The 21,356-nt window shown below is 71.0% G+C and carries 18 protein-coding genes and 1 tRNA gene; 4 read left to right on the plus strand and 15 right to left on the minus strand.

Annotated elements, in window-relative coordinates:
* Positions 1-86: 86 nt before the first annotated feature.
* The 4 genes from AC59HU_RS03955 to AC59HU_RS03970 form a co-directional block, all read right to left on the minus strand.
* Positions 87-2,255 (minus strand): glycoside hydrolase family 3 protein, encoded by a 2,169-nt coding sequence (locus AC59HU_RS03955; RefSeq protein ID WP_497222033.1) that lies wholly within the window; start codon positions 2,253-2,255, stop codon positions 87-89.
* Between the two features lie 143 nt (positions 2,256-2,398).
* Positions 2,399-3,712: an ROK family transcriptional regulator gene (locus AC59HU_RS03960; RefSeq protein ID WP_497222034.1), complete on the minus strand. Its 1,314-nt coding sequence runs from the start codon at positions 3,710-3,712 to the stop codon at positions 2,399-2,401.
* Between the two features lie 87 nt (positions 3,713-3,799).
* On the minus strand, positions 3,800-5,245 hold the full coding sequence (locus tag AC59HU_RS03965) for an MFS transporter (protein ID WP_497222035.1): 1,446 nt from the start codon (positions 5,243-5,245) through the stop codon (positions 3,800-3,802).
* Positions 5,246-5,471: 226 nt separating this feature from the next.
* A complete protein-coding gene (locus AC59HU_RS03970; RefSeq protein WP_497222036.1) occupies positions 5,472-6,128 on the minus strand; it encodes a type 1 periplasmic-binding domain-containing protein in 657 nt (218 codons plus the stop codon).
* 271 nt (positions 6,129-6,399) lie between these two features.
* Here AC59HU_RS03970 and AC59HU_RS03975 point away from each other — a divergent pair, with 271 nt between their 5' ends.
* Both AC59HU_RS03975 and AC59HU_RS03980 read left to right on the plus strand, forming a co-directional pair.
* Positions 6,400-8,370, plus strand: coding sequence for a purple acid phosphatase family protein (locus tag AC59HU_RS03975; protein ID WP_497222037.1), 1,971 nt, complete (start codon positions 6,400-6,402; stop codon positions 8,368-8,370).
* Positions 8,371-8,476: 106 nt separating this feature from the next.
* Positions 8,477-9,589, plus strand: coding sequence for a COG1361 family protein (locus AC59HU_RS03980; RefSeq protein WP_497222038.1), 1,113 nt, complete (start codon positions 8,477-8,479; stop codon positions 9,587-9,589).
* 83 nt (positions 9,590-9,672) lie between these two features.
* Here the strand turns inward: AC59HU_RS03980 and AC59HU_RS03985 are convergent, their stop codons facing one another.
* From AC59HU_RS03985 to AC59HU_RS03995, 3 genes are all read right to left on the minus strand, one after another.
* Positions 9,673-10,092, minus strand: a complete 420-nt coding sequence (locus AC59HU_RS03985; RefSeq protein WP_497222039.1) for a hypothetical protein — start codon at positions 10,090-10,092, stop codon at positions 9,673-9,675.
* A complete protein-coding gene (locus tag AC59HU_RS03990; protein ID WP_497222040.1) occupies positions 10,089-11,417 on the minus strand; it encodes a HupE/UreJ family protein in 1,329 nt (442 codons plus the stop codon). Before AC59HU_RS03990 ends, AC59HU_RS03985 begins: the two co-directional genes overlap by 4 nt.
* A gap of 235 nt (positions 11,418-11,652) precedes the next feature.
* Positions 11,653-11,726: transfer RNA gene (locus AC59HU_RS03995), tRNA-Pro, on the minus strand.
* A gap of 217 nt (positions 11,727-11,943) precedes the next feature.
* Here AC59HU_RS03995 and AC59HU_RS04000 point away from each other — a divergent pair.
* Both AC59HU_RS04000 and AC59HU_RS04005 read left to right on the plus strand, forming a co-directional pair.
* Complete coding sequence (locus tag AC59HU_RS04000) at positions 11,944-12,600, plus strand: TetR/AcrR family transcriptional regulator (protein ID WP_497222041.1); 657 nt, start codon at positions 11,944-11,946, stop codon at positions 12,598-12,600.
* 9 nt (positions 12,601-12,609) lie between these two features.
* Entirely contained in the window at positions 12,610-13,557 is a 948-nt protein-coding gene (locus AC59HU_RS04005) for an ROK family protein (RefSeq protein ID WP_497222042.1), read from the plus strand.
* 79 nt (positions 13,558-13,636) lie between these two features.
* Here the strand turns inward: AC59HU_RS04005 and der are convergent, their stop codons facing one another.
* The 8 genes from der to xerD all read right to left on the minus strand — a co-directional run bounded on the left by der (position 13,637) and on the right by xerD (position 21,353).
* Positions 13,637-15,169 (minus strand): ribosome biogenesis GTPase Der, encoded by a 1,533-nt coding sequence (der, locus tag AC59HU_RS04010; protein WP_497222043.1) that lies wholly within the window; start codon positions 15,167-15,169, stop codon positions 13,637-13,639.
* A gap of 106 nt (positions 15,170-15,275) precedes the next feature.
* Complete coding sequence (cmk, locus tag AC59HU_RS04015) at positions 15,276-15,998, minus strand: (d)CMP kinase (RefSeq protein WP_497222044.1); 723 nt, start codon at positions 15,996-15,998, stop codon at positions 15,276-15,278.
* On the minus strand, positions 15,995-17,077 hold the full coding sequence (locus AC59HU_RS04020; RefSeq protein ID WP_497222045.1) for a prephenate dehydrogenase: 1,083 nt from the start codon (positions 17,075-17,077) through the stop codon (positions 15,995-15,997). The genes cmk and AC59HU_RS04020 overlap by 4 nt, the downstream gene beginning before the upstream one ends.
* Positions 17,078-17,080: 3 nt before the next feature.
* Entirely contained in the window at positions 17,081-17,974 is an 894-nt protein-coding gene (locus AC59HU_RS04025; RefSeq protein ID WP_497222046.1) for a pseudouridine synthase, read from the minus strand.
* A complete protein-coding gene (gene scpB / locus AC59HU_RS04030) occupies positions 17,971-18,621 on the minus strand; it encodes an SMC-Scp complex subunit ScpB (RefSeq protein ID WP_497222047.1) in 651 nt (216 codons plus the stop codon). The genes AC59HU_RS04025 and scpB overlap by 4 nt, the downstream gene beginning before the upstream one ends.
* Positions 18,611-19,552 (minus strand): segregation and condensation protein A, encoded by a 942-nt coding sequence (locus AC59HU_RS04035; protein WP_497222048.1) that lies wholly within the window; start codon positions 19,550-19,552, stop codon positions 18,611-18,613. Before AC59HU_RS04035 ends, scpB begins: the two co-directional genes overlap by 11 nt.
* A complete protein-coding gene (locus AC59HU_RS04040) occupies positions 19,443-20,276 on the minus strand; it encodes a ParA family protein (RefSeq protein WP_497222076.1) in 834 nt (277 codons plus the stop codon). Before AC59HU_RS04040 ends, AC59HU_RS04035 begins: the two co-directional genes overlap by 110 nt.
* A 165-nt stretch (positions 20,277-20,441) precedes the next feature.
* A complete protein-coding gene (xerD, locus tag AC59HU_RS04045) occupies positions 20,442-21,353 on the minus strand; it encodes a site-specific tyrosine recombinase XerD (RefSeq protein ID WP_497222049.1) in 912 nt (303 codons plus the stop codon).
* Positions 21,354-21,356 lie beyond the last annotated feature (3 nt).

The following is a 21,356-nucleotide window of genomic DNA, read 5'->3' on the forward strand; positions in this document are numbered from 1 at the left end:
CCGCGCACGACCGCGGACGACAAGAGGACCGGACGCCCTGGGGCGCCCGGTCCTCTTGTCTGTCTATCTGTCGACGGAACCCGGCGTTATGCGACCCGGCGACGACGCACGACGCGCCAGACCAGAACCGCTCCGGCCGCCATCACGACACTGCCGATCGCGAGGATCGCACCGGCCGGCAGACCGGTCGCGGCGAGCGCGCCGCTGCCGTCGGCCGCGACGTTCGAGCCGGGGGTGCCGGGCGCGGGCGTCGTGGTCGGTGCGGGGGTGCCGGCCGGGTCGGCGTAGGAGAGCCCGGCCCGGTAGGCGAACAGGGGGTTCGCCGTGTCGTTCGGCACGTCGGAGTACTGCGCGGCCACCTCGGCCATGCTCGACGGCAGCTCGAACGGCAGCGTGCCCTGGGGCGACGCGACGCCGGTCAGCACATTGAGCACGGCTTCGTCCGAGGCGCCGTAGGCGGCGAGCACCGCGTCCGAGTTCTCGAGCACGTTGCCGAGCACGAGCGGGCGGGACAGCTGCGGCACCGCGATGGTGAGCGCACCGGCCGCGTGGGCGGCGGCGAGCGCCTGGAAGTCGGCTTCCTGACCGGTGAAGTTGAGGTCGGTCAGGTCGTTCCCTCCGCGCGGGTCGGTGAGGCGCACGATCGCGACGTCCGCAGCGGCGGGGTCGGTGACCGGCACGAAGCCTGCGGCCACGGCCGCGGCGTCGGTGATGCCGGAGAGGAACACGGTGCGGCCGGCGCCGGCGCCGAGCGGAAGGGCGTCGCCCTCGTTCTCCAGCAGGGTCAGCGAGCGCTGCTGCGCGTCGAGACCCACCGCACGGGATGCGGCCGAGCCGACGACCTCATCGGCCACGGCCGGGTCGACGTACGGGTTCTCGAACAGGCCGAGGTCGAACTTCTGCGTGAGCACCCGGGCCGCGGCCTCGGTGACCCGCGCGTCGCTCAGGTAGCCCAGGTTCACGGCGTCGACGACGTTCTGCGGCTTGTCGCTGCCGCCGATGATGTCGACCCCGGCGTTGATCGCGCTGGCGTAGCGCTGGGGCAGCGTCAGGTTCTCCACGCCCCAGGGCATTCCCGCACCCCACGGTCCGACGAAGGATGCCGGCGGGCGCCGGTCGAGGCACTCCTGCGGGCAGTCGTTGGCGATGCCCCAGTCGGAGGTGATCACGCCGTCGAAGCCGTACTGGCCGCGCAGCAGATCCTGCAGCAGGAACTCGTTGTGCCCGGCGCCGACCTGCTCGAGCGGCGTGCCGTCGATCGAGAGGTCCTTGAGGATCGAGTACGTGGGCATGATGCCCGCGGCGCCGGATTCGAACGCGCCCTCGTAGGGGATCACGTGCTCGGCGAAGTTGTCGCCGGGGAAGGTCGCGTAGCGGCCGTAGTAGTAGTGGCTGTCGTAGCCGTTCTGCTGGGCGCCGTAGCCGACCCAGTGCTTGACGACGGTCGCGACGCTGTCGGGGCCGATGCCCTCGGTGCCGCCCTGCAGGCCGGTGACGTAGGCGGCGACCTGGCTCTTCGCATCCACACCGACCGACCCGAAGGTGCCGTTGATGCGGGTCCAGCGCGGCTCGGTCGCGATGTCGGCCTGGGGCGAGAGGGCCTCGCGGATGCCGACGGCCGCGTACTCCTCGCGGATGATGTCGCCCATCTGCTGGGTCAGCGCCGGGTCGTTCACGGCGCCCATGCCGATCGCGTCCGGGAAGGGGGTGAAGTCGCCGTTGGAGACGGTCTGGCCCTCGGTGACGGTGAAGCCCGAGCGGGGGTCGGTGCTGATCAGCAGCGGGATGCCGAAGGGCTGCGCCTCGGCGAGCTGCTGGAGGGTGTTGTGCTGCTCGGCCAGCGTGACGGCGTCGACGCCGAGCCGGGAGATGTAGGTGGTGATGTGACCGTTCTGCAGGAAGCCGTTGAACGAGTTCAGGTCGTAGGTGCCCTGGCCGGTGAGGCTGGCGTGCATCAGCAGGCCGGCCTTCTGCGCGAGGTCGAGGCGGCCGACGAGGTCGGCGGCACGCTCGGAGGAGGTCAGACGCCAGTCCTCGTAGGGCGTCAGGTCGCCGCTGCCGTCGAGGTCGCGGAACTGCAGACCGTCGACGGTGATGATGTCGGCCGTGCGCGTCCCGAGGTCGGGCTGCACCTCGGCGGCGGCCGCCGGGCCCGCGATGATCCCGCTGGCGAGCAGCGGCCCCGCGGCCACCGCTCCGATGATTCCGCCGGCGAGAGCCCTTCGCCCGCCCTTCGGATGGACTCGTGACCCCATATTCACTCCTTTGTGTGACCGCTGACCACTAACTGTGATCACAGGCAACTCTAAGGTGTGCCCCCATTGGGGTGTCAAGTCCTGAAATTGTCCTTATGGATGCACTATGGCTGCTCGCGGGGCGTCAGAAGTCCAGAATCCGTTCACGCCAGAGCGCTTGCCGCCCGCGTTCCCGGGTCGACGGTGAGCTCGCCCGTCGCGTGCCGCGGCAGCGAGGTCCCGCCGAGCTCGAGCCGGAACTCGTGGTCGAAGACCAGATGCCGGGCCCGGATGAGCGCCCCGGTCGACGCGCTCGACTCGCCGAGCTCCGCGGCCACCACGCCCAGCCCCTCGGCGATGACGGGCTGTGCGAAGCGCCGGATCGCCTCGCGGACGCCCTCGAGGTAGGACTCGTGGGCGCTCCCGAGCTGTCCGCCGATCACGATCGCCTGCGGGTTGAGCAGGTTGCACGCCTCGGCGAGCACCCGGCCGAGGGTGTGTCCGGCTTCGCGGAGGATGCGGGCGCTCACGCCGTCGTCGAAGTCGTGGAGGGCGAGCATCCCGGCCTCGTCGTCGCGCACGGCCCGGAGCTTCGCGAGCACCGGCCCGCTGGAGGCCACCACCTCGAGGCAGCCGTTCTGCCCGCAACGACAGAGCGGGCCGGCGGGGTCGACCTGGTTGTGCCCGATCTCGCCCGCGATCCCGGCGGCCCCGCGGTAGACCGCGCCGTCGAGCACCAGGCCGGCGCCGATGCCCCGCGAGGCCTCGACGTAGAGGAAGTCGCCGTACGACCGGCCGGCGCCCTCGACGAGTTCGCCCCAGGCCCCCAGGTCGGCGTCGTTGTCGACGTGCACGGCGACCCCGAGGCGGCGGCCGAGCTCGGCGGCCGGGTCGATGTCGGCCCAGGCCGAGAGCACGCTCGGCGAGCGCACCCGGCCGGTGGCCTTGTCGATCGGCCCGGGGAGGGTGACGACGACCGCGTCCAGCGGTTCCGGGCGCTCGAGCGTGGCGAGCACCCCGGTCACGAGCCCGGCGGCGGTGTCGAGCAGCGGGCCGGGGGAGGTGTTGATCCTGGCCGGGGCGGATGCGCGGCCGAGCGGCTCGCAGGACATGGTCGCGACCACCGCGGTGATGCCCTCGTGGTCGAACTGCACGGTCGCGATCAGCACGTCCGGCAGCACCGGCCGGAGCTTGCCGAAGCGCCTCCGGCGGTCGCGATCACGATCGTCGTCGCGGTCGTGCTCCTGGTGACGACCGCCCTCGAAGACCTCGTCGACCAGGCGCTCGGCGAGCAGTTCGCCGACCAGGGCGGCGACGCCGGACTTCGAGATCCCGGTCCGCAGCGCGATGTCCGACCGGCTGATCCCCCCGCTGGAGCGGATGATCCCCGCCACCCACTGCTTGTTCGTCAGCCGCGCCTGGGTGTAGCGCGAGGGGTGGAAGTCGACCGGTTCGTAGCCGGCGGCGTTCGATGCCAAAGGTCCTCCAGGTGTCCGGCGCGAGTGCGACGACCGGTATGCCGTCTCACTGTAGCCGGGCCCGGAGGACCCGCGGGGAGGACGCCCCTAGCCGCGGCGGCTGCGTTCGCGGGTGGTCCGCTCCCCCTCGACCTTGACCTTGCCGGAGTCGCCGACCGCCGACAGCGGGCTCGTGATCGCCTCGAGCGGTTTGCGCTCGGCGTTGACCCCGAAGATGAAGGCCACGATCCCGCCGGCCAGCATCAGCAACCCGGCCCCGATGTAGCCGATGGTGATCGGCCCCCGGTCCTGGCCGTCGCCGATCAGCGAGGCGAACAGCAGCGGGGCGATCGAACCGACGATCTGCCCGATCGAGAAGAAGTACGAGATCACCTGCGACCGCATCTCGAGCGGGAACAGCTCGCTCACCGTGAGGTACGCCGAGGAGGCGCCCGCGCTGGCGAAGAAGAACGAGACGCACCAGAACACGGTCTGGGTCGTCGCGTTCAGCACGTCGGCCTGGAAGAGGAAGCCCGAGATCGTCAGGATGATGCCCGCGAGCCCGTAGGTGGCGAGGATCATCTTGCGCCGCCCGATCGTGTCGAACAGGTGCCCGAGCACGAGCGGCCCGAGCAGGTTGCCGATCGCGAAGGGGAAGAAGAAGTACTGCACGGCGTCGTTCTCGACGCCGTAGAAGTTCTGCAGCGCCAACGCGTAGGTGAAGAAGATCGCGTTGTAGAGGAAGGACTGCGTGATCATCATCGTGAGCCCGGTCACGGTGCGGTTCGGGTAGTCGCGGATGAGCACGCTCGCGATCTTGCGGAACGGGATGCGGTCCAGCGGTTGCACCTCGATCGCCTGGTCCTCCGGCACCGGGTCGAGCTTCTTGCCCGACTCCTTCTCGACGCGGGCCTCGATGTCGTCGACGGTCTTCTCGGCGACGTCCTCCTTGCCGTGCGTCATCAGCCAGCGCGGACTCTCCGGGATGTGCCGGCGCATGTAGATCATGATCAGACCCACGATCGGGCCGATGAAGAACGCGAGCCGCCAGCCGATGTTCTCGGCGAAGTTGTCCGGGTTGAGGAAGAACAGGTTGGCCACCGAGCCCAGGGCGGCGCCGCCCCAGTAGGTGCCGTTGATCGCGATGTCGACGCGGCCGCGGTAGTGGCTCGGGATCAGCTCGTCGATCGCCGAGTTGATCGCCGCGTACTCGCCGCCGATGCCGAGGCCGGCGATGAAGCGCATCACGAACAGGAACTCCATGTTCGGCGACAGGCCGGCGAGCGCCGATCCCACGAGGTAGATCGCGAGGGTGATGATGAACAGCTTCTTGCGGCCCCACTTGTCCGAGAGCCGCCCGAAGACCAGCGCGCCCACGACCTGACCGACGAGGTAGATCGTGCCGGCGAGCCCGACCTGGGCCGAGTCCATGCCGAGGGAGGCCTGGAAGCCGTTGGACGCGATGATCTGGATCTCCAGACCGTCCAGGATCCAGGAGACCCCGAGGCCGAACACGACCATCCAGTGGAACCTGGTCCAGGGCAATCGGTCCATCCTGGCCGGGACCAGACTCCGCACGCTCCTGGGCTTCGACGGCTGGCCCGCCGGTTGCCTGTTGTCCGTCATCTCTGCAACCTCCCTCTCGCCGGTCGATCGGCGGCAGGATGCAGACGACGCCGACGGCGCGACCGAACGTACGCCTCTCCCGACTTTTCCGCTCGCGCGTGTTCCGCGTGCGAGAGGGCGCCGTCGGGCGGGCCCCGTCCGGGAGGCGCAGACCTCAGTCGATCCAGAGCACGACGCCGGTCATCCCGGTGAGCACCGCGGTCGTGCCCGCGCGGATGGCGTCGGCGCACCGCTCGGGGCTGAACGAGGCCTCGTCGAAGTGGGTGGCGGTACCCAGACCCTCCCCGCGGAAGCCGCCCCCGGTCCAGTCGACGGCCGTCACGTTGGCCGTGGGCTCGGCCAGTTCCGCGCCGAGCACCAGGAAGTGCATGTCGAGGTGGTTGGGCGTCACGAGGGCGAGCGCGTCGACGAGGTCCTCCCCCGCCGTCACGATGAGTTCGGGGTTCTGGTCCATCGACTCGACGATGGCGGGGATCGGGTCCTCTCCCGCCTCCACGTGCCGCAGGTCGGCCGAGGTCTCCTCGGCCCACTGCTGCACCGCCGCCGTCAGGGTGAGCGTCGTGGCGTCGTCACCGGAGGTCAGCAGCACCACCCGGTAGCCGGGAGCGGGCCGCACGTCTCCCCAGGAGCCGTTCGTCGGATTGATGGTCGCCTCCGGCGAGGGCTCGACCTCGGGCGCGAATCCCGCCGCCGGCGCTCCGATCGGGGTGGTCGCCGGGCGCGGCGTGCTCCAGTCGCCGGCGCAGCCCGCGAGTCCCACGACGAGCAACGCGGCCGTCGCGAGCGAGAGGAGGGGGGCGCGGAGCGACACGGTGGTTCCTTGCGGGCGAGAGGTCGGGCGGGTGACGGAGAGGATCGGGCGGGACGGGGCGATTCCAGGATGGACGACCGGGCCGGCCGTCGCAGTCGACGAGAGGCTCTGTTCCCCGACTGTTCTCCTGCCGAACGGTCGCCGTTCACGACTGCTCACGGGGGTGTTCAGTCGCGGGAAATCTCAGGACCGGATCCTCGTCACCGGGTCCGCTCATCGCGGCCCCGCTCATCCTGCACTCCCACTTCATCCATACAGAAACGGAAGACTCATGCTTCTGGTTGTCCCCTCTCGGCCGAGCGGCCGAGCGGCCCTGTGGCTCTCCGCCGCAGCGGTCAGCGCAGCCTTGGTGTTCGGCGGTGCGCTCGCCGCGCCGACCGCCGCCTCCGCGGCCGACACCGCCTCGTACACCGGCATCGTCCTCGGCGTCGGCGCCGACGAGGCCCAGCGCAACGTCAGCTGGTACTCCACCGCCGACACCGCCCAGCTCGTTCAGCTGGCCCCGACCTCGGCCCTGGTCAACGGCGAGTTCGTCACCTCGGTGACCACCTTCGCCGCCGCCGGTGCCGCGAACACCACGACGACCGGCTTCAACCGGCACGCCACCCTCTCCGGGCTGGCGGAGAACACCCAGTACTCCTACCGGGTCGGCTCCGAGGGCAACTGGTCGCCCGCGTACTCGTTCTCGACCCACTCGTTCGAGGGCGACTTCGACTTCCTGTTCTTCGGCGACCCGCAGATCGGCGCCTCCGGCAACGTGCAGAAGGACGGCGAAGGCTGGGCCGACACCATGAACGTCGCCCTGACGGCCAACCCGGACACCGAGCTCCTGGTCTCCGGCGGCGACCAGGTCGAGTCGGCGAACACCGAGGCGCAGTGGGACGCGTTCCTGGCTCCCGACCAGCTGCGCCGCTACCCCTGGGCCGCGACCATCGGAAACCACGACGTCGGCGGCAAGGCGTACGAGCAGCACTTCTCGACGCCCAACACCGACCGCTCGGCCGCGTACTACCGCAACGGCAACACCGCGACCGACTCCGGCGGCGACTACTGGTACATCTACAAGGACGTGCTGTTCATCGACCTGAACAGCAACAGCTACAACTCGGCCACCGGTGGCGGGGATGCGGCGCACGTGCAGTACGTGACCGACGTCGTCAACAACCACGGCGGCGACGCGAAGTACACCGTGCTGGTCTACCACCACTCGATCTACTCGGCCGCCGACCACGCGAAGGATGCCGACAACAAGGTGCGCCGGGTCGACTTCCCGACCACGTTCTCCAAGCTCGGCGTCGACCTCGTGCTGCAGGGCCACGACCACGTGTACACGCGCAGCTACGAGATCGCGAACGGCGAGAAGGCCAACCCCGACGAGAAGCCCGGTCAGAACGACGTGTTCGTCGGTGAGGGCGGGGTCATCTACATGACCGCGAACTCGGCGTCGGGCTCGAAGTACTACGACATCACCGCGCCGGACGCCAGCGGAACCTCCGGTGCCGGAAACGGTGCCGACCCGCTGAACCCGAGCAACTACTGGTACGACTCGGTCGAGAACCAGGAGCACGTGCGCAGCTACGTCAAGGTGCAGGTCAAGTCCGACGCCCTCGTGGTCGAGGGCATCCGCTCGAGCACCTGCGACGCCCCGAACGCGGCCGTCGAGCTCGGCAAGGTCAGCTGGTGCGGCACCCCCGGCACCAAGACCCCCGTCGACGGCGTCGGCACGCTGATCGACTCGGTCACCATCCACCCGTACCACGGCGACGGCGAAGACATCCAGGTGGATGTCCCGGCCGCCGCTCCGGGCGAGTTCGGCTGGACCATCGACGGCAAGAACGGCCTCGTCGACCTCGGCACCGCCACCGAGAAGGACGGCGTGTTCGAGGCCGCCGGAGACATCAACCCGATCAAGGTGTCCGACACCCGGTCGTCGCTGTCCCCGTGGTCGCTCACCTCGAAGCTCGGTGACTTCACCGACGGCGACAAGACCTTCTCCGGCAGCTACATGGGCTGGACCCCGAAGGTCGTCACCGAGGGTGCCGGCGCGGTCGCGGGTGCGCCCGTCGCCTCGGGCTTCGACGGCGGCAGCGGCCTCTCGGTCGACCGCGTGCTCGGCTCGGGCGCGCAGGGCCACCCGAAGGGCGACGCGCTCCTCGGTGCGGGCCTGGACCTCAAGCTGCCCGTCGACACCGCGAAGGGCAGCTACCGCGCGACCCTCACGGTGACCGCACTGGCCGGCTGACCCGGTCGAACGACACACCCTGTCCGTGGGTGAGTGGGTCCGTCCCGCTCACCCACGGACATCCCCGTTTCCCCCCTCTCCTCCCGCCTCACTCCGAAGGTCTCCCGTGAACGCTCGATCCGCCCCCGCCCGTCGCCCGGCCCGCATCCGCGAGCTCGCGATCGCGCTGCTCGCCGTCCTGTTCGTGCTGCTCCCCGCCGCCTCGCCCGCCACCGCCGCCGAGGGCGACCAGGTGAGCTGGACGGTCCGCACCGCCTCGAACGAGTACGGCGCCGACCGCACGAACTTCAGCTACACGGTCGACCCGGGCGGCACGATCTACGACTCGATCGTGATCGCCAACCACGGGGCCGACCCGGTGGAGCTGCGGGTGTACGCCTCCGACGGCTCCACCTCGGAGGACGGCCAGCTCTCCCTCCTGGTCGCGGGCGAGGAGTCGCACGCGGTGGGAGCCTGGGTGACCGCGGCGAACCCCTCGGTCACCGTGGCGGCCGGTGAGACCGCCACGGTGCCGTTCACCGTCGCCGTGCCGGCCGACGCGACCCCCGGCGACTACGCCGGCGGCGTCGTCACCTCGCTGACCGTCCCCGACGCCGCGGCCGGGGTCAACGTCGACCGGCGCCTGGGCATCCGGGTCAACCTGCGCGTCGGCGGCGAGCTCGCGCCGGCGCTCGCGGTCGAGAAGACCTCGGTCTCCTGGAACGGCGGCCTGAACCCCTTCGCCGGGGGCGACGCGACGGTGACCTACACCCTCCACAACACCGGCAACGCCGCGATCTCGGCCCAGCCCGGCACCGAGCTCTCGGGCCCGTTCGGGCTCGGCGGCGCCACCGCGCCCGCGGTCGACCCGGTGCCCGAGCTGCTGCCCGGGGAGTCGTGGACGCAGACGGTGACCGTGCCCGGTGTGCCGCCGCTGTTCGTGCTGCTCGCGACCACCACGGTGACCCCGCTGATGCTGGATGCCTCGGGCTCGACCACCCCGATCGCCGAGGTCTCGGCGACCGCGGGCGGCGCCGCCGTGCCGTGGGCGCTGCTGGTGATCGTGGTGCTGGTGGCCGCCGGCGTAATCGTGCTGCTCCGCCGCCGGAAGTCGCGGCGGGGTTCGGCCGCCGCCCGGGAGAAGGCGCGGGTCGACGAGGCGGTCGCCCGCGCGCTGGAGGAGGAACGCGCGAGGGCGGCCGCTGCCGACACCTCGCGGGCCACGGCCGGCGTCGAGTAGGCGCGCGCGGAGAAGCACGCGGAGAAGGATGAAGGCCCCGCCGGTGATCCGGCGGGGCCTTCGACATTCCTGGGGCCGGTCGGTCAGCCCTGGCGCCGACGGCGTCGGCCGGCGACCAGGATCGCCCCGGCTCCCGTCAGCGCGACGGCGGCCAGCCCCGCCGGCCACAGCGTGTCCGCGTCGAGACCGGTGTCCGAGAGCTGTCCTCCCGTGCCACCCGTGTCGGCCGCCGGCCCAGAACCCTGGCCGGGAGGACCGGAGGGCGCAGGCGAGGGCGACGGGGTCGGGGTCGGGGTCGGCGTCGCCGTCGGGCTCGGGCTCGAAGTCGGCTGCGGCGACCGCTCCGGGATCTCGACCCCGACGACCTCCGTCCGGCTGCTCGGGTCGCCGTCGTCCGGCCCCGCGAGCGCGGCCTCTGCCGGCGCGACCAGCAGCACGGCCAGCGCGACCGCACCGACCGCGCGCGGGAGCATCCGCATCCCGCCGCCCCGCCCGCCGGTCATCGCTGCACCTTCTCGAGCGGCCGAGGCGCCGGTCGGCGCGCCCGGGTCGAGTACCACAGCCCCACCACGACGACCACGAGCACGAGGTAGCAGAGGATCGGCACCTGCGCGATCTGGTCGAACACCGGCTGCAGCACGGACTCCTGGTCGGTGGTGATGCCGACGATCCAGGCGGTGGCCGCCACGATCGCCACCGCCGCGACGGCGGTGCGGAACCCGGCGTACGCCCGGGCCCGGGAGAGCAGGATGAGCAGCGGCAGGATGAGCACCGCCGCCGTCAGCTGGGCCAGTTCGACCCCCACGTTGAAGCCGAGGATGGCCACGATCTTCTCGCCGAACCCGAGGTTGAGGTCGAGGATCGTCGTCGCGAACGCGGTGCCGTGCACGAGCCCGAAGACGCCGGCGATGAGAAGTTCGCCGCGCGGCATCAGCGGACGGAACGCGTGGATCGCCGCGACGATGATCGACACCGCGACCAGGATCTCGACCGGTTTCGTCGGGAACGAGATCAGCCCGAGCGACACCAGCGCCAGGGTCACCAGGTGCCCGGCGGTGAAGGAGGTGATGATCAGGGCCGCGCGGCCGATGGTCTTCTTCACCGGGATCGGCTGCGTCCAGCGGAAGCCGCGGCGGGCCCGTCGCGCGACCGAGGGCGCCACCACGAGCAGGGTGGCGAGGAAGAGCAGGTGGTCGGTTCCCTCGGCGATGTGCAGGATGCCGAGCCAGACCACCGCGAAGAATCCGTGCAGCGGCGTCTGCTCGGTGCGATCCAGGGTCACCTCGGTCACCCCGCCGCCGAGCACGCCGATCACCTGGGGATCGCCCTCGGCGACCTGACCGTTGTTCCAGTCGCTGACGAGTGCCACGTATACCTGATGAGCCGGCACCACGTCGATGATGAAGTCGTCCTCGAACCGGATGGCGCCGTCGATGCTGCGCCCGCCGTCCATGAAGCGCATGGTCACGGCGATGGCGTCCTCGCCGTTCACCGGCACGAGCTCCGGATGCTCGGTGACGACGGGCTGGAGCGCGGAGACCACGTCCGAGACCCGCACCCGGTTCAGGATGAACGACTCGAGATTCGCCGAGACCGCGTCCAATGCGGCCTGATCGTCGGCCTCGTAGCCGGTCGCCGCCTCGAAGCCGGCCTTCTGGATCTGCATGTGCACGTCGACCGCATCCGACTGGATGGTGACGAAGACCCCGGTCGTGCCGGCGGGGTGGGCGGATGCGCGGGACGCGGGCCCGAGCACGAGGAGCAGGGCGGCGAGCGCGAGCAGCGCGGCCAGCAGGGGCCGGGCGGAGCGGGAGGAGAGGTACGGCACAGCGGAACGGTAACTTCCCCGGGTGGACGAGCGGTTCCCGCGGGCGAACGGCAGGAGAACTGCTGGCGACGTCGGGCTGACAGGATTTGACTCCCCACCGGCGCCCTCCTCCCGTCGCTGGACGCGCCGGGCGGAGCCTCTGCGCGGCGTGGGCCCACGAACAGCTTCGCGTCCGGGCAGACCGCCACAAATGCGAGAAGGGCCACCCTGACGGGTGACCCTTCTCGCATTTCTGTCGGGCTGACAGGATTTGAACCTGCGACCCCTTGACCCCCAGTCAAGTGCGCTACCAAGCTGCGCCACAGCCCGTGGCCCGTCATCCGAACCGGCGGACCGCGCCGGACAACTTGTCCATGATAGCGCCTCCGTGACGGGCTCGCTGACACCGCCGCTGACACCGTCGACACGCCCGAGCAGACCAGCGGCAACGCGACGGGACACCGGTCCGGGAAAACGTGCAGAGCAGTTTGGGACTCACAGTCCCGAAACACGGCCAATCCCTATGTTCGTGCGTACATAATTGACCATGCCCCAGTCGACTGTGCTTACCGCTGCCCCCTCCCGTCGTCAGGGTGCGTCGGCGAATCTGGCCGAACCCCGAGCTGCCAGAACGCACGAAGCCCTGACCACCGCTCTCTTCGACCTGCTGCGCGAGCACGATCTGACCGAGATCAGCATCAGCGAGCTGTGCCGCACGGCCGGAGTGCACCGCACCACGTTCTACGGCCACTACGCCGACATCTTCGCGTTCGCCGCCGACTCCTTCGCCCGCCAGCTCGACGAGCTCGCCGCGGTGACCGACACGCCCGAGAGCATGGACGGCGAGTCGGTCGAGACGATCAACGCCGTCTACGCGGCCTCGATCACCCGCGAGCTCGAGCACATCCGCGACCACCGTGCGTCCTACCGCATGATGTTCGGCACCCGCGTCGACGCCGGGTTCCGTCGCGAGCTGTTCCAGCGCACCCTCGTCCGCGCCTCGATCGCGATCTCGGTCTGGCAGCGGAAAGACGCCTCGCGCCACATCGACAGCCCGGCCGCCGCGGCCTACATCGCGGGCGGGATGGTCGGGGTCCTCGAGGAGTGGACCTACAGCGACGACACCGACGCCGAGGCCCGTACGGCCGACGTCGTCGCCGCCTGGCCCGCCTGGTGCTCCGCACACGACGCTCCGATGGTGTGAAATAGGGGGGTGTCGAACCCTGTGACCTCCTCCCCCCGTCTCGCTCTCGCCGTCGACGTCGGCGGCACCAAAGTCGAGGCGGCGCTGGTGGATGAGGATGCGCGGCTCGTCGCCGGTTCCCGTCACCGCGCCCCGACCGGGGCCGGCAGCAGCTCCGCGAGCATCGCCGCCGCGGTCGAGCAGGTCATCGACGCCGCCCTCGCGGCCACGCCCGAGGGAGCCGAGCTCGTCGGCGCCGGTGTCGGAAGCGCCGGCCCGATCTCGCTGGAACGCGGCACGGTCTCTCCTCTGAACCTGCCCGTCTGGCGCGACTTCCCGCTGCGCGACCTGGTCTGCTCCCGCTCGGGCATCCACAACACCGTCCTCCGGCTCGACGGCCTCTGCATCCTGCTCGCCGAGCACTGGGCCGGAGCCCTGCAGGGCTACCGCACCGCCATGGGCATGGTCGTCTCGACCGGCGTCGGCGGCGGCCTGCTCGTCGAGGGCCGGCTGGTCGGCGGCCGCAGCGGCAACGCGGGCCACATCGGTCAGATCCAGCTGCACACCCACACCAAGGCCGGCAAAGACCTCGGGGCGACCCTCGAGGGCATCGCCGCCGGTCCCCGCATCGTCGAGTGGGCGCGCGAGCAGGGGTGGACGGGAGCGACCGGCGAGGAGCTCGCCGCCTCCTACCGCGAGGGCGACGCGATCGCGCGCCTCGCGGTCGAGCGCTGCGCCCGCGCGATCGGCGAGGGGATCGCCTCAGCCTGCGCCCTGATCGACCTCGAGGCCGTCGCGATCGGCGGCGGGTTCTCGCGGGTCACGCCCGACCTCTTCGACCTGATCCGCGCGACGGTCGAGGCCGAGGCCCCGCTCGACACGATCCCGGGCGTGAAGGTGCTGCCCTCGGCGCTGTCCGACGAGGGTCCTCTCATCGGTGCGGCCGGGCTCGTCCACCGCGCCGACCTGCTGCCGTAGCGGCGCCGGGCGCCCAGCGCGGCAACACCCAGCACCGAGGCACCCAGCGCCGAGGCGCCGGTGCCCAGCGCCCAGCCGCCTAGCGCTTGCGCTTCTCCCGCACCCGCATGTTCACGATGATCGGCGACCCCTCGAAGCCGTAGATCTCCCGCAGCCGGCGCTGCACGTAGCGGCGGTAGCCGGGGTCGAGGAAGCCGGTCGTGAACAGCACGAAGGTCGGCGGGCGCGACGCGGCCTGGGTCCCGAACAGGATGCGGGGCTGCTTGCCGCCCCGCACGGGGTGCGGGTGCGCCGCGGTGAGCTCGGCGAGGAAGGCGTTGAACTTGCCGGTCGGGATCCGGGTGTCCCAGGAGTCCAGCGCGAGCTCGAGGGCGGGCACCAGCTTCTCCAGGTGACGCCCGGTGCGCGCCGAGATGTTGACCCGGGGCGCCCAGGTGACGTGGGCGAGATCCTGCTCGATCTCCCGCTCGAGGTAACGTCGGCGGTCGTCGTCGAGCAGATCCCACTTGTTGTACGCCAGCACGAGGGCGCGTCCCGACTCGAGCACGAGGTCGATGATCCGCAGGTCCTGGGTCGAGATCGGCTCGGTGACGTCGAGAACCACCACGGCGACCTCGGCCTTCTCGAGCGCGGCCGAGGTGCGGAGCGACGCGTAGAAGTCGGCGCCCTGCTGCAGGTGCACCCGCTTGCGGATGCCGGCGGTGTCGACGAAGGTCCAGACCTTGCCGCCGAGCTCGATCTGCTCGTCGACCGGGTCGCGCGTGGTGCCGGCGAGCTCGTTGACGACGACCCGCTCCTCGCCCGCCGCCTTGTTCAGCAGCGAGCTCTTGCCCACGTTCGGCCGGCCGAGGATGGCGACGCGGCGCGGGCCGCCCACCTCCTGCTTGGCGACGGCCGAGACCTCGGGCATCGTCTTCATGATCAGGTCGAGCAGGTCGGCGACCCCGCGGCCGTGCAGTGCCGACACCGGGTAGGGCTCGCCGAGGCCGAGCGACCAGAGCGCCGAGGCCTGGGGCTCCTGGCGGGCGTCGTCGACCTTGTTCGCAGCGAGGAACACGGGGCGGTCGGCCTTGCGGAGCAGCTTCACCACGTGCTCGTCGGTCGAGGTCGCCCCGACGTTCGAGTCGACGACGAAGAGCACCACGTCGGCGAGGTCGATCGCGACCTCGGCCTGCGCGGCGACGGCCGCGTTGATGCCCGAGGCGTCCGGCTCCCAGCCACCGGTGTCCACGAGCGTGAAGCGGCGGCCGTTCCAGTCGGCCTTGTAGGCGACGCGGTCGCGGGTCACGCCGGGGGTGTCCTCCACGACCGCCTCACGACGGCCCAGGATGCGGTTGACCAGCGCCGACTTGCCGACGTTCGGCCGGCCCACGATCGCGAGCACGGGAAGGGCCGGCAGGTAGACCGAGCCCTCCGGGTAGTCCTCGGTGATCTCGAGCAGGTCGAGGTCGCCGTCGTCGAGCTCGTAGTCGGCGAGGCCCGACCGCAGGGTGGCGGCGCGCTGTTCGGCGAGGTCCTCGTCGACGTTCGCGAGCCGCTCCGCCAGGTCGTCGTCGGGGGCGTCGAAGTCGTCCGGGTCGCTGCCCGAGGTGGGGTTCTGGCTGTCGGCCATGCTGGTTCCTCGCTGTCTGGGTGGGTCCGGTCTCGCCGGTCCCGGTGTCCTGTGGTCCCACTCTTCCGTGGTCCCGATGTTGGGGCGGGGCTCGGGCCCCGGTGGATCAGTGTGCCGGGCTCGTCGAGCTCCGGGAATGCACCACGTCGACGATGGCGTCGACCGTCTGGTCGAAGTCGAGGTGCGTGGAATCGACGGTGATCACGCCGTCGGCGGCGTTCAGGAAGTCGACCACCCGCGAGTCGGCCCGGTCGCGGGATCGAAGCGCCTCACCCACGACGGCGGCCGATTCACCGGTCAGTTCTTTCGAACGCCTGGCCATTCTAGCCTCTTCCGAGGCCGTGAGCAGGATGCGGACGGGCGCATCCGGTGCGACGACGGTCGTGATGTCCCGCCCCTCGGCGACGATGCCGTCGAACTCGGTCGCCGCGAGGATGTGCCGGAAGCGCTCGTTCAGCCACAGCCGCACCTCGGGGATGCGGGCCACGAGGCTCACCACGCCGGTCACCCGGGGCTCGCGGATGGCGTCGGTGACGTTCTCGTTCCGCACCCGCACGAAGTACTCGTCGGGGTCGGTGCCGATCCGGAAGTCGAACCGGGCGAGCTCGTCGACCACGTCCTCGGCCGACGCCGGGTCGATGGAGCGGTCGAGCAGGTCCCAGACGAGCGCGCGATAGGTCGCGCCGGTGTCGAGGTAGCCGTAGCCGAGTGCCCGGGCGACGGCCCGGCTCACGCTCGACTTTCCGCTCCCGGCCGGGCCGTCCACGGCCACGACGACGGGGGGCTCGTCCGTCCGGTGCGGGTCGCCGATCGTCTGCAGGTCGTTCATCCCGCGATTCTCCATCCACGTGCCGACAGTGCGGCGGTCAGCGGCTCGGCGGCCTCGGGCAGCACCGCGATCTCGGCCAGGCCGATCGGGGCGCCCGGGGAGTGCTCGAGCCGGAGGTCTTCCATGTTCACGCCTTCTTCGCCGATCTCCGCCAGCAGGCGGGCCAGCTCGCCGGGGCTGTCGTCGACCATGACGACCAGCTGGGAGTACCGGCGGTCCTGCCCGTGCTTGCCGGGGATCCGGGCCACACCGGCGTTGCCGCCCGCGAGCTCCTCGGCGATCACACGGCGGGCGCCGGGCGCCGTCGGCTGCTCGAGCGCCCCGATCACCCGGTCGAGGTCGTCGCGGAACGCCTTGAGCACGTCGACGACCGGCCCGGCGTTGGCGCCGAGGATCTGCACCCAGAGCTCGGGGTCGCTCGCGGCGATCCGGGTGACGTCGCGGAGCCCGCCGCCGGCGAGATCGACGGCCGCATCCCGGGCCCCGGTGAGCCGGCGCGCCATCAGGGTCGAGATGACCTGGGGCGCGTGCGAGACCAGGGCGACGCTCGCGTCGTGCTCGTCGGCGGTCATCTCCACCAGGGTCGCGCCGAGGTCGAGGATCAGGTCGTCGACCGCCGAGGCGGTCTGGTACGAGATCTGCGGATGACCGGCGACCACCCACGGCCGGCCCACGAAGAGGTCGGCACGGCCGGCCATCGGGCCCCCGCGCTCCCGCCCCGCGAGAGGGTGCGAGCCGACGTACCGGCTGACGGCTCCCCCGGCGGCGACCACCGCATCCAGGATCGGCTGCTTCACGCTCGCCACGTCGGTGACGACCGCCCGGGGATAGGCGGCGAGCTCGCGCACGATGACCGAGGCGGTCACGTCCGGCGGCACGCAGACGACGACGAGCTGCGGGTCGTCGTCCTCCCGCTCCGCCCGGCCGGCGCCGTAGTCGATGGCGATGCTGACGTTGGTCGGCGAGGCGTCCGCGAGGATGACGTCGACCCCGCGGGCGCGGAGGCCGAGGGCGATGCTCGTGCCGAGCAGCCCGACGCCCACGACGCGCACGGCACCGGTCAGTCGGGATTCCACCACGGTCTACTCCTCGGGTTCGTCGCCGCGATCGGCCCCGGCGTCGAGGTCGTCCGCGCGGTCGGCACCTGCTGCACCGTCGGCACTGTCGGTTCCATCTGCACTGTCGGCTCCATCGGCTCCGGCCGGTTCCGGCGTGCGCGACAGCGTGAGCAGGCGGCCGACCTCCACTTTAGTCAGGTCGCGCAGCGCTCCCGCCTTGAGGCTGCCGAGGGTGAGCGGCCCGAACGAGCGGCGCACGAGGTCGACGACCGGGTGACCGACCTCGTCGAGCATCCGGCGTACGATCCGGTTGCGGCCCGAGTGCAGCGTGAGCTCGACGATCGAGTTCTCGCGCTCCACGTCCAGCAGCCGGGCCTTGTCGGCCGCGATCGGGCCGTCCTCGAGCTCGAGCCCCGCCGTGAGCCGCGCGATGGTCTGCGGCGAGACCCGCCCCTCGACCTTCGCGATGTAGGTCTTCAGCACACCGAACGACGGATGCGCGAGCACGTGCGCGAGGTCGCCGTCGTTGGTGAGGATGAGCAGTCCGCTGGTCTCCGCATCCAGCCGGCCCACGTTGAACAGCCGCTCCTCGTACTGCTCGGTGTAGCGCCGCAGGTCGGGCCGACCGTACTGGTCCTGCAGCGAGCTGACGATGCCGACCGGCTTGTTGAGCATCACGTAGCGCTTGTCGGGGTCCAGCTGCACCGCGACGCCGTCGACGGCGACCAGGTCGTTCTCGGGGTCGATCCGCCGGCCGAGCTCGGTGACGATCTCGCCGTTGACCTCGACCCGCCCGGCCTCGATCAGCTGTTCGGAGACGCGGCGCGAGGCCACTCCCGCCGCGGCCATCACCTTCTGGAGGCGGACCCCCTGCGGCTCGGCGTTCTCGTCCCACGGGGGGATCTCGAAGGGGGTCATCGCACCATTCCGATCTCGTCGAAGCCCGCGCTGCCGTCGTCCAGCAGCGGGGAGATCCTCGGCAGTTCGTCGAGGGAGTTGATACCGAGCTGGCTGAGCAGCAGGTCGGTCGTGCCGTAGAGGATCGCGCCGGTCTCCGCCTGGGTGGAGACCTCGGTGATCAGGCCGCGGCTGAGCAGCGTGCGCACGACCGAGTCGACGTTGACGGCCCGGATGCTCGCCACGGCCCCGCGCGAGATCGGCTGCTTGTACGCGATCACCGAGAGCGTCTCGAGCGCGGCCTGGGAGAGCTTGGAGGGGTTCTGCGTCATCACGAAATCCCGCACGAGCCCGTCCCACGCGGCGCGCACGTACAGGCGCCATCCGCCCGCCACCTCGCGCAGCTCGAAGCCGCGGCGCACGGCACCGGGGGCGACGCCGTCGTAGTCGGCGACGAGGCGCTCGACGCCCTGGCGCACCACCGCGACCGGGCGGCCGAGGGCGGTGGCGAGGGCGACCAGGCTCTGGGGCTCGTCGACGACCATGAAGATCGCCTCGAGCGCACGGTCGACGTCGACGTGGGTGGGCGCCGGTGCGGCGGTCTCCGCCGCCGCTCCCGCTTCCGCCGTCTCCACCTCCACGGTCTCCTCCGTCAGATCAGTTGTCATAATCCGCTCCGAGATTCGCCAGGTTGTCCTCGGTCCAGTGCTCCGCCGTCCAGCTGAGCGTCAGATCGCCGAGGGGCTCGAGCTGTTCGAACGAGATCGAGGCGTGCCGGTAGAGCTCGAGCACGGCGAGGAAGCGGGCGATCACGACGCCCTTCTCCTCGATCCCGGCGATCAGCTGCCGGAAGCTCACGGCGGTGCCGGCGGCCGCTGCCGAGCGCAGAACCGCGACGACGTGCGCCGCCTGCTCGCGGATGCTGACGAGCGGCGCGTGCAGGTGCTCGAGCCCCACGACGGGCAGCTCGCGCGGGGCGAGCGCCAGGGCGGCGAGCGCCGCGAAGTCGTCCGCGGTCAGGGTCCAGACGAGTTCGGGTGTCTGCTGGCGGAACTTCTCCTCCAGCCGCACCGCGCGGGGCCGTCGCATCCCCTCCTCGTCGAAGCGGGTCGCGATCCAGGCCGAGACCTCCTTGAAGGCGCGGTACTGCAGCAGACGGGCGAACAGCAGGTCGCGGGCCTCCAGCAGCGCGACGTCCTCGGCGTCGACCAGCTCGCCCTGGGGCAGCAGGCCGACGATCTTGAGGTCGAGCAGTGTCGCGGCGACGACCAGGAACTCGGAGGCCCGGTCCAGCTCCTCGGTCGAGTCGAGGTTCTTCAGGTAGGCGATGAACTCGTCGGTGACCCGGCTGAGCGAGATCTCCGTGATGTCGAGCTCGTGCTTCGTGATCAGGCTGAGCAGCAGGTCGAACGGTCCCTCGAAGTTGTCCAGACTGAGCGAGAAGCGGGGCGCACCCGTCGCGCCGGCCGCCGCCTCGGCGAGCTCCGGTTCAGGCGACCGCGCCACGGGCGACCAGTTCTCTGGCCAGCTGCTTGTAGGCCTTGGCCGAGGTGTGCTCCGGGGCGAACTGCGTGATGGGTTTTCCCGCCACCGTCGCATCCGGGAACTTGACCGTGCGGCCGATGACCGTCTCGAACACCTTGTCGCCGAAGGTCTCGACCACGCGCTCCAGCACCTCGCGCGAGTGCAGCGTGCGCGGGTCGTACATCGTGGCGAGGATGCCGTCGAGCACCAGCGCGGGGTTGAGGCGGTCGCGCACCTTGTCGATCGTCTCGACCAGCAGGGCGACGCCGCGCAGCGCGAAGTACTCGCACTCGAGCGGGATGAGCACGCCGTGGCTGGCCGTCAGAGCGTTGACGGTGAGCAGCCCGAGCGAGGGCTGGCAGTCGATCAGGATGACGTCGTAGTCGCCGCTCACCTTGCGGAGCACGCGCGCCAGGATCGACTCGCGGGCGACCTCGCTCACCAGGTGCACCTCGGCGGCCGAGAGGTCGATGTTCGCGGGGATGATGTCCAGGCCCTCGACGCTGGTCTTCTGGATGGCCTCGGCCGGATCCTTCAGGTTGCCGATCAGGAGGTCGTAGATGGTGGGGGCGTCGTGCGTCATGACGCCCAGGCCCGCGGAGAGCGCACCCTGGGGGTCGAAGTCGATCGCGAGCACCTTCCGGCCGTACTCGGCGAGCGCCGCTCCCACGTTGACGCTCGTCGTGGTCTTGCCGACGCCGCCCTTCTGGTTGCAGAGCGAGATGATCCGGGCCGGGCCGTGCGAGGCGAGCGGGGCGGGGACGGCGAACTCCGTGACCGGTCGACCGGTGGGACCCATCTTGGGCAGATTCAGACCGGCGAGTTCATCGGTCTGGTTCGTCTTCACGGTTCGTGCGTTCCTGGTCGGCACCGAAGTCGCCCCTCGTTCCTGCCCGCCATCCCGGCGGACGTGTCGATTCTAATCCGGCGGGCCTGTGCTGCGCGCAGGCTCACCGGCGGAGCCTCAGCGGGCTCGGGGGTGGGCGGTTTGGTACATGTCTATGAGGGTGTCTGCCGTCACCTGGGTGTAGAGCTGCGTGGTGGCCACCGAGGAGTGGCCGAGGAGGTCTTGGACGACGCGCACGTCCGCTCCGCCCTGGAGCAGGTGGGTGGCGAAGGAGTGACGGAAGGTGTGCGGCGAGATGTGCACCGTGAGCTTCGCCCGCTCGGCCGCCGACTGGATCACGAGCCACGCCGCCTGCCGGCTCAGCCGCTGCCCCCGGATGCCCAGGAACAGCGCCGGCGTGGCCCGCCCCCGGGTCGAGAACACCGGCCGCACCCGCACGAGGTACGCGTCCAGCGCCGCGCGCGCATAGCTCCCCACGGGCACGATCCGCTGCTTGCTGCCCTTGCCGGTCACCCGCAGCATGTCGCCGTTCTGCACGTCGTCGACGTCCAGGTCGACGATCTCCGAGATGCGCGCGCCGGTCGCGTACAGCAGTTCCAACAGCGCCCGGTCGCGTACCGCCACCAGGTCCTCCCCGCCCGTGGCGGTCAGCAGCCGATCCATCTCGTCGATCGTGATGGCCTTGGGCAACCGCAGCGCGAGCTTCGGCGGCTTGACCTCGCGTGCGGCATCGCCGTCCACGAGCCCCTCCTCGGCGAGGTAGCGGTGGAAGCTCCGCACGGTCGACAGGATGCGCGCCACCGACGACGCCTTCAGCTCGCCCTCCCCCGACCCCCGGGTCTCCTGGGTGAAGGCGCTGATGTCCGCCTCCCCCACCGCACGCAGGTCATCGATCCCCCGCGCCTCGAGAAACGCCGAGTACCGCCCGAGATCGCGGCGGTAGGCGGCCACGGTGTTGGCCGCGAGCCCCCGCTCGATCGTGATGTGGCGCAGGAACCCGTCGATCTCCCGCCCGATCCCCGCCGTCATCGG

The organism is Herbiconiux sp. 320_LB, from assembly GCF_059691755.1.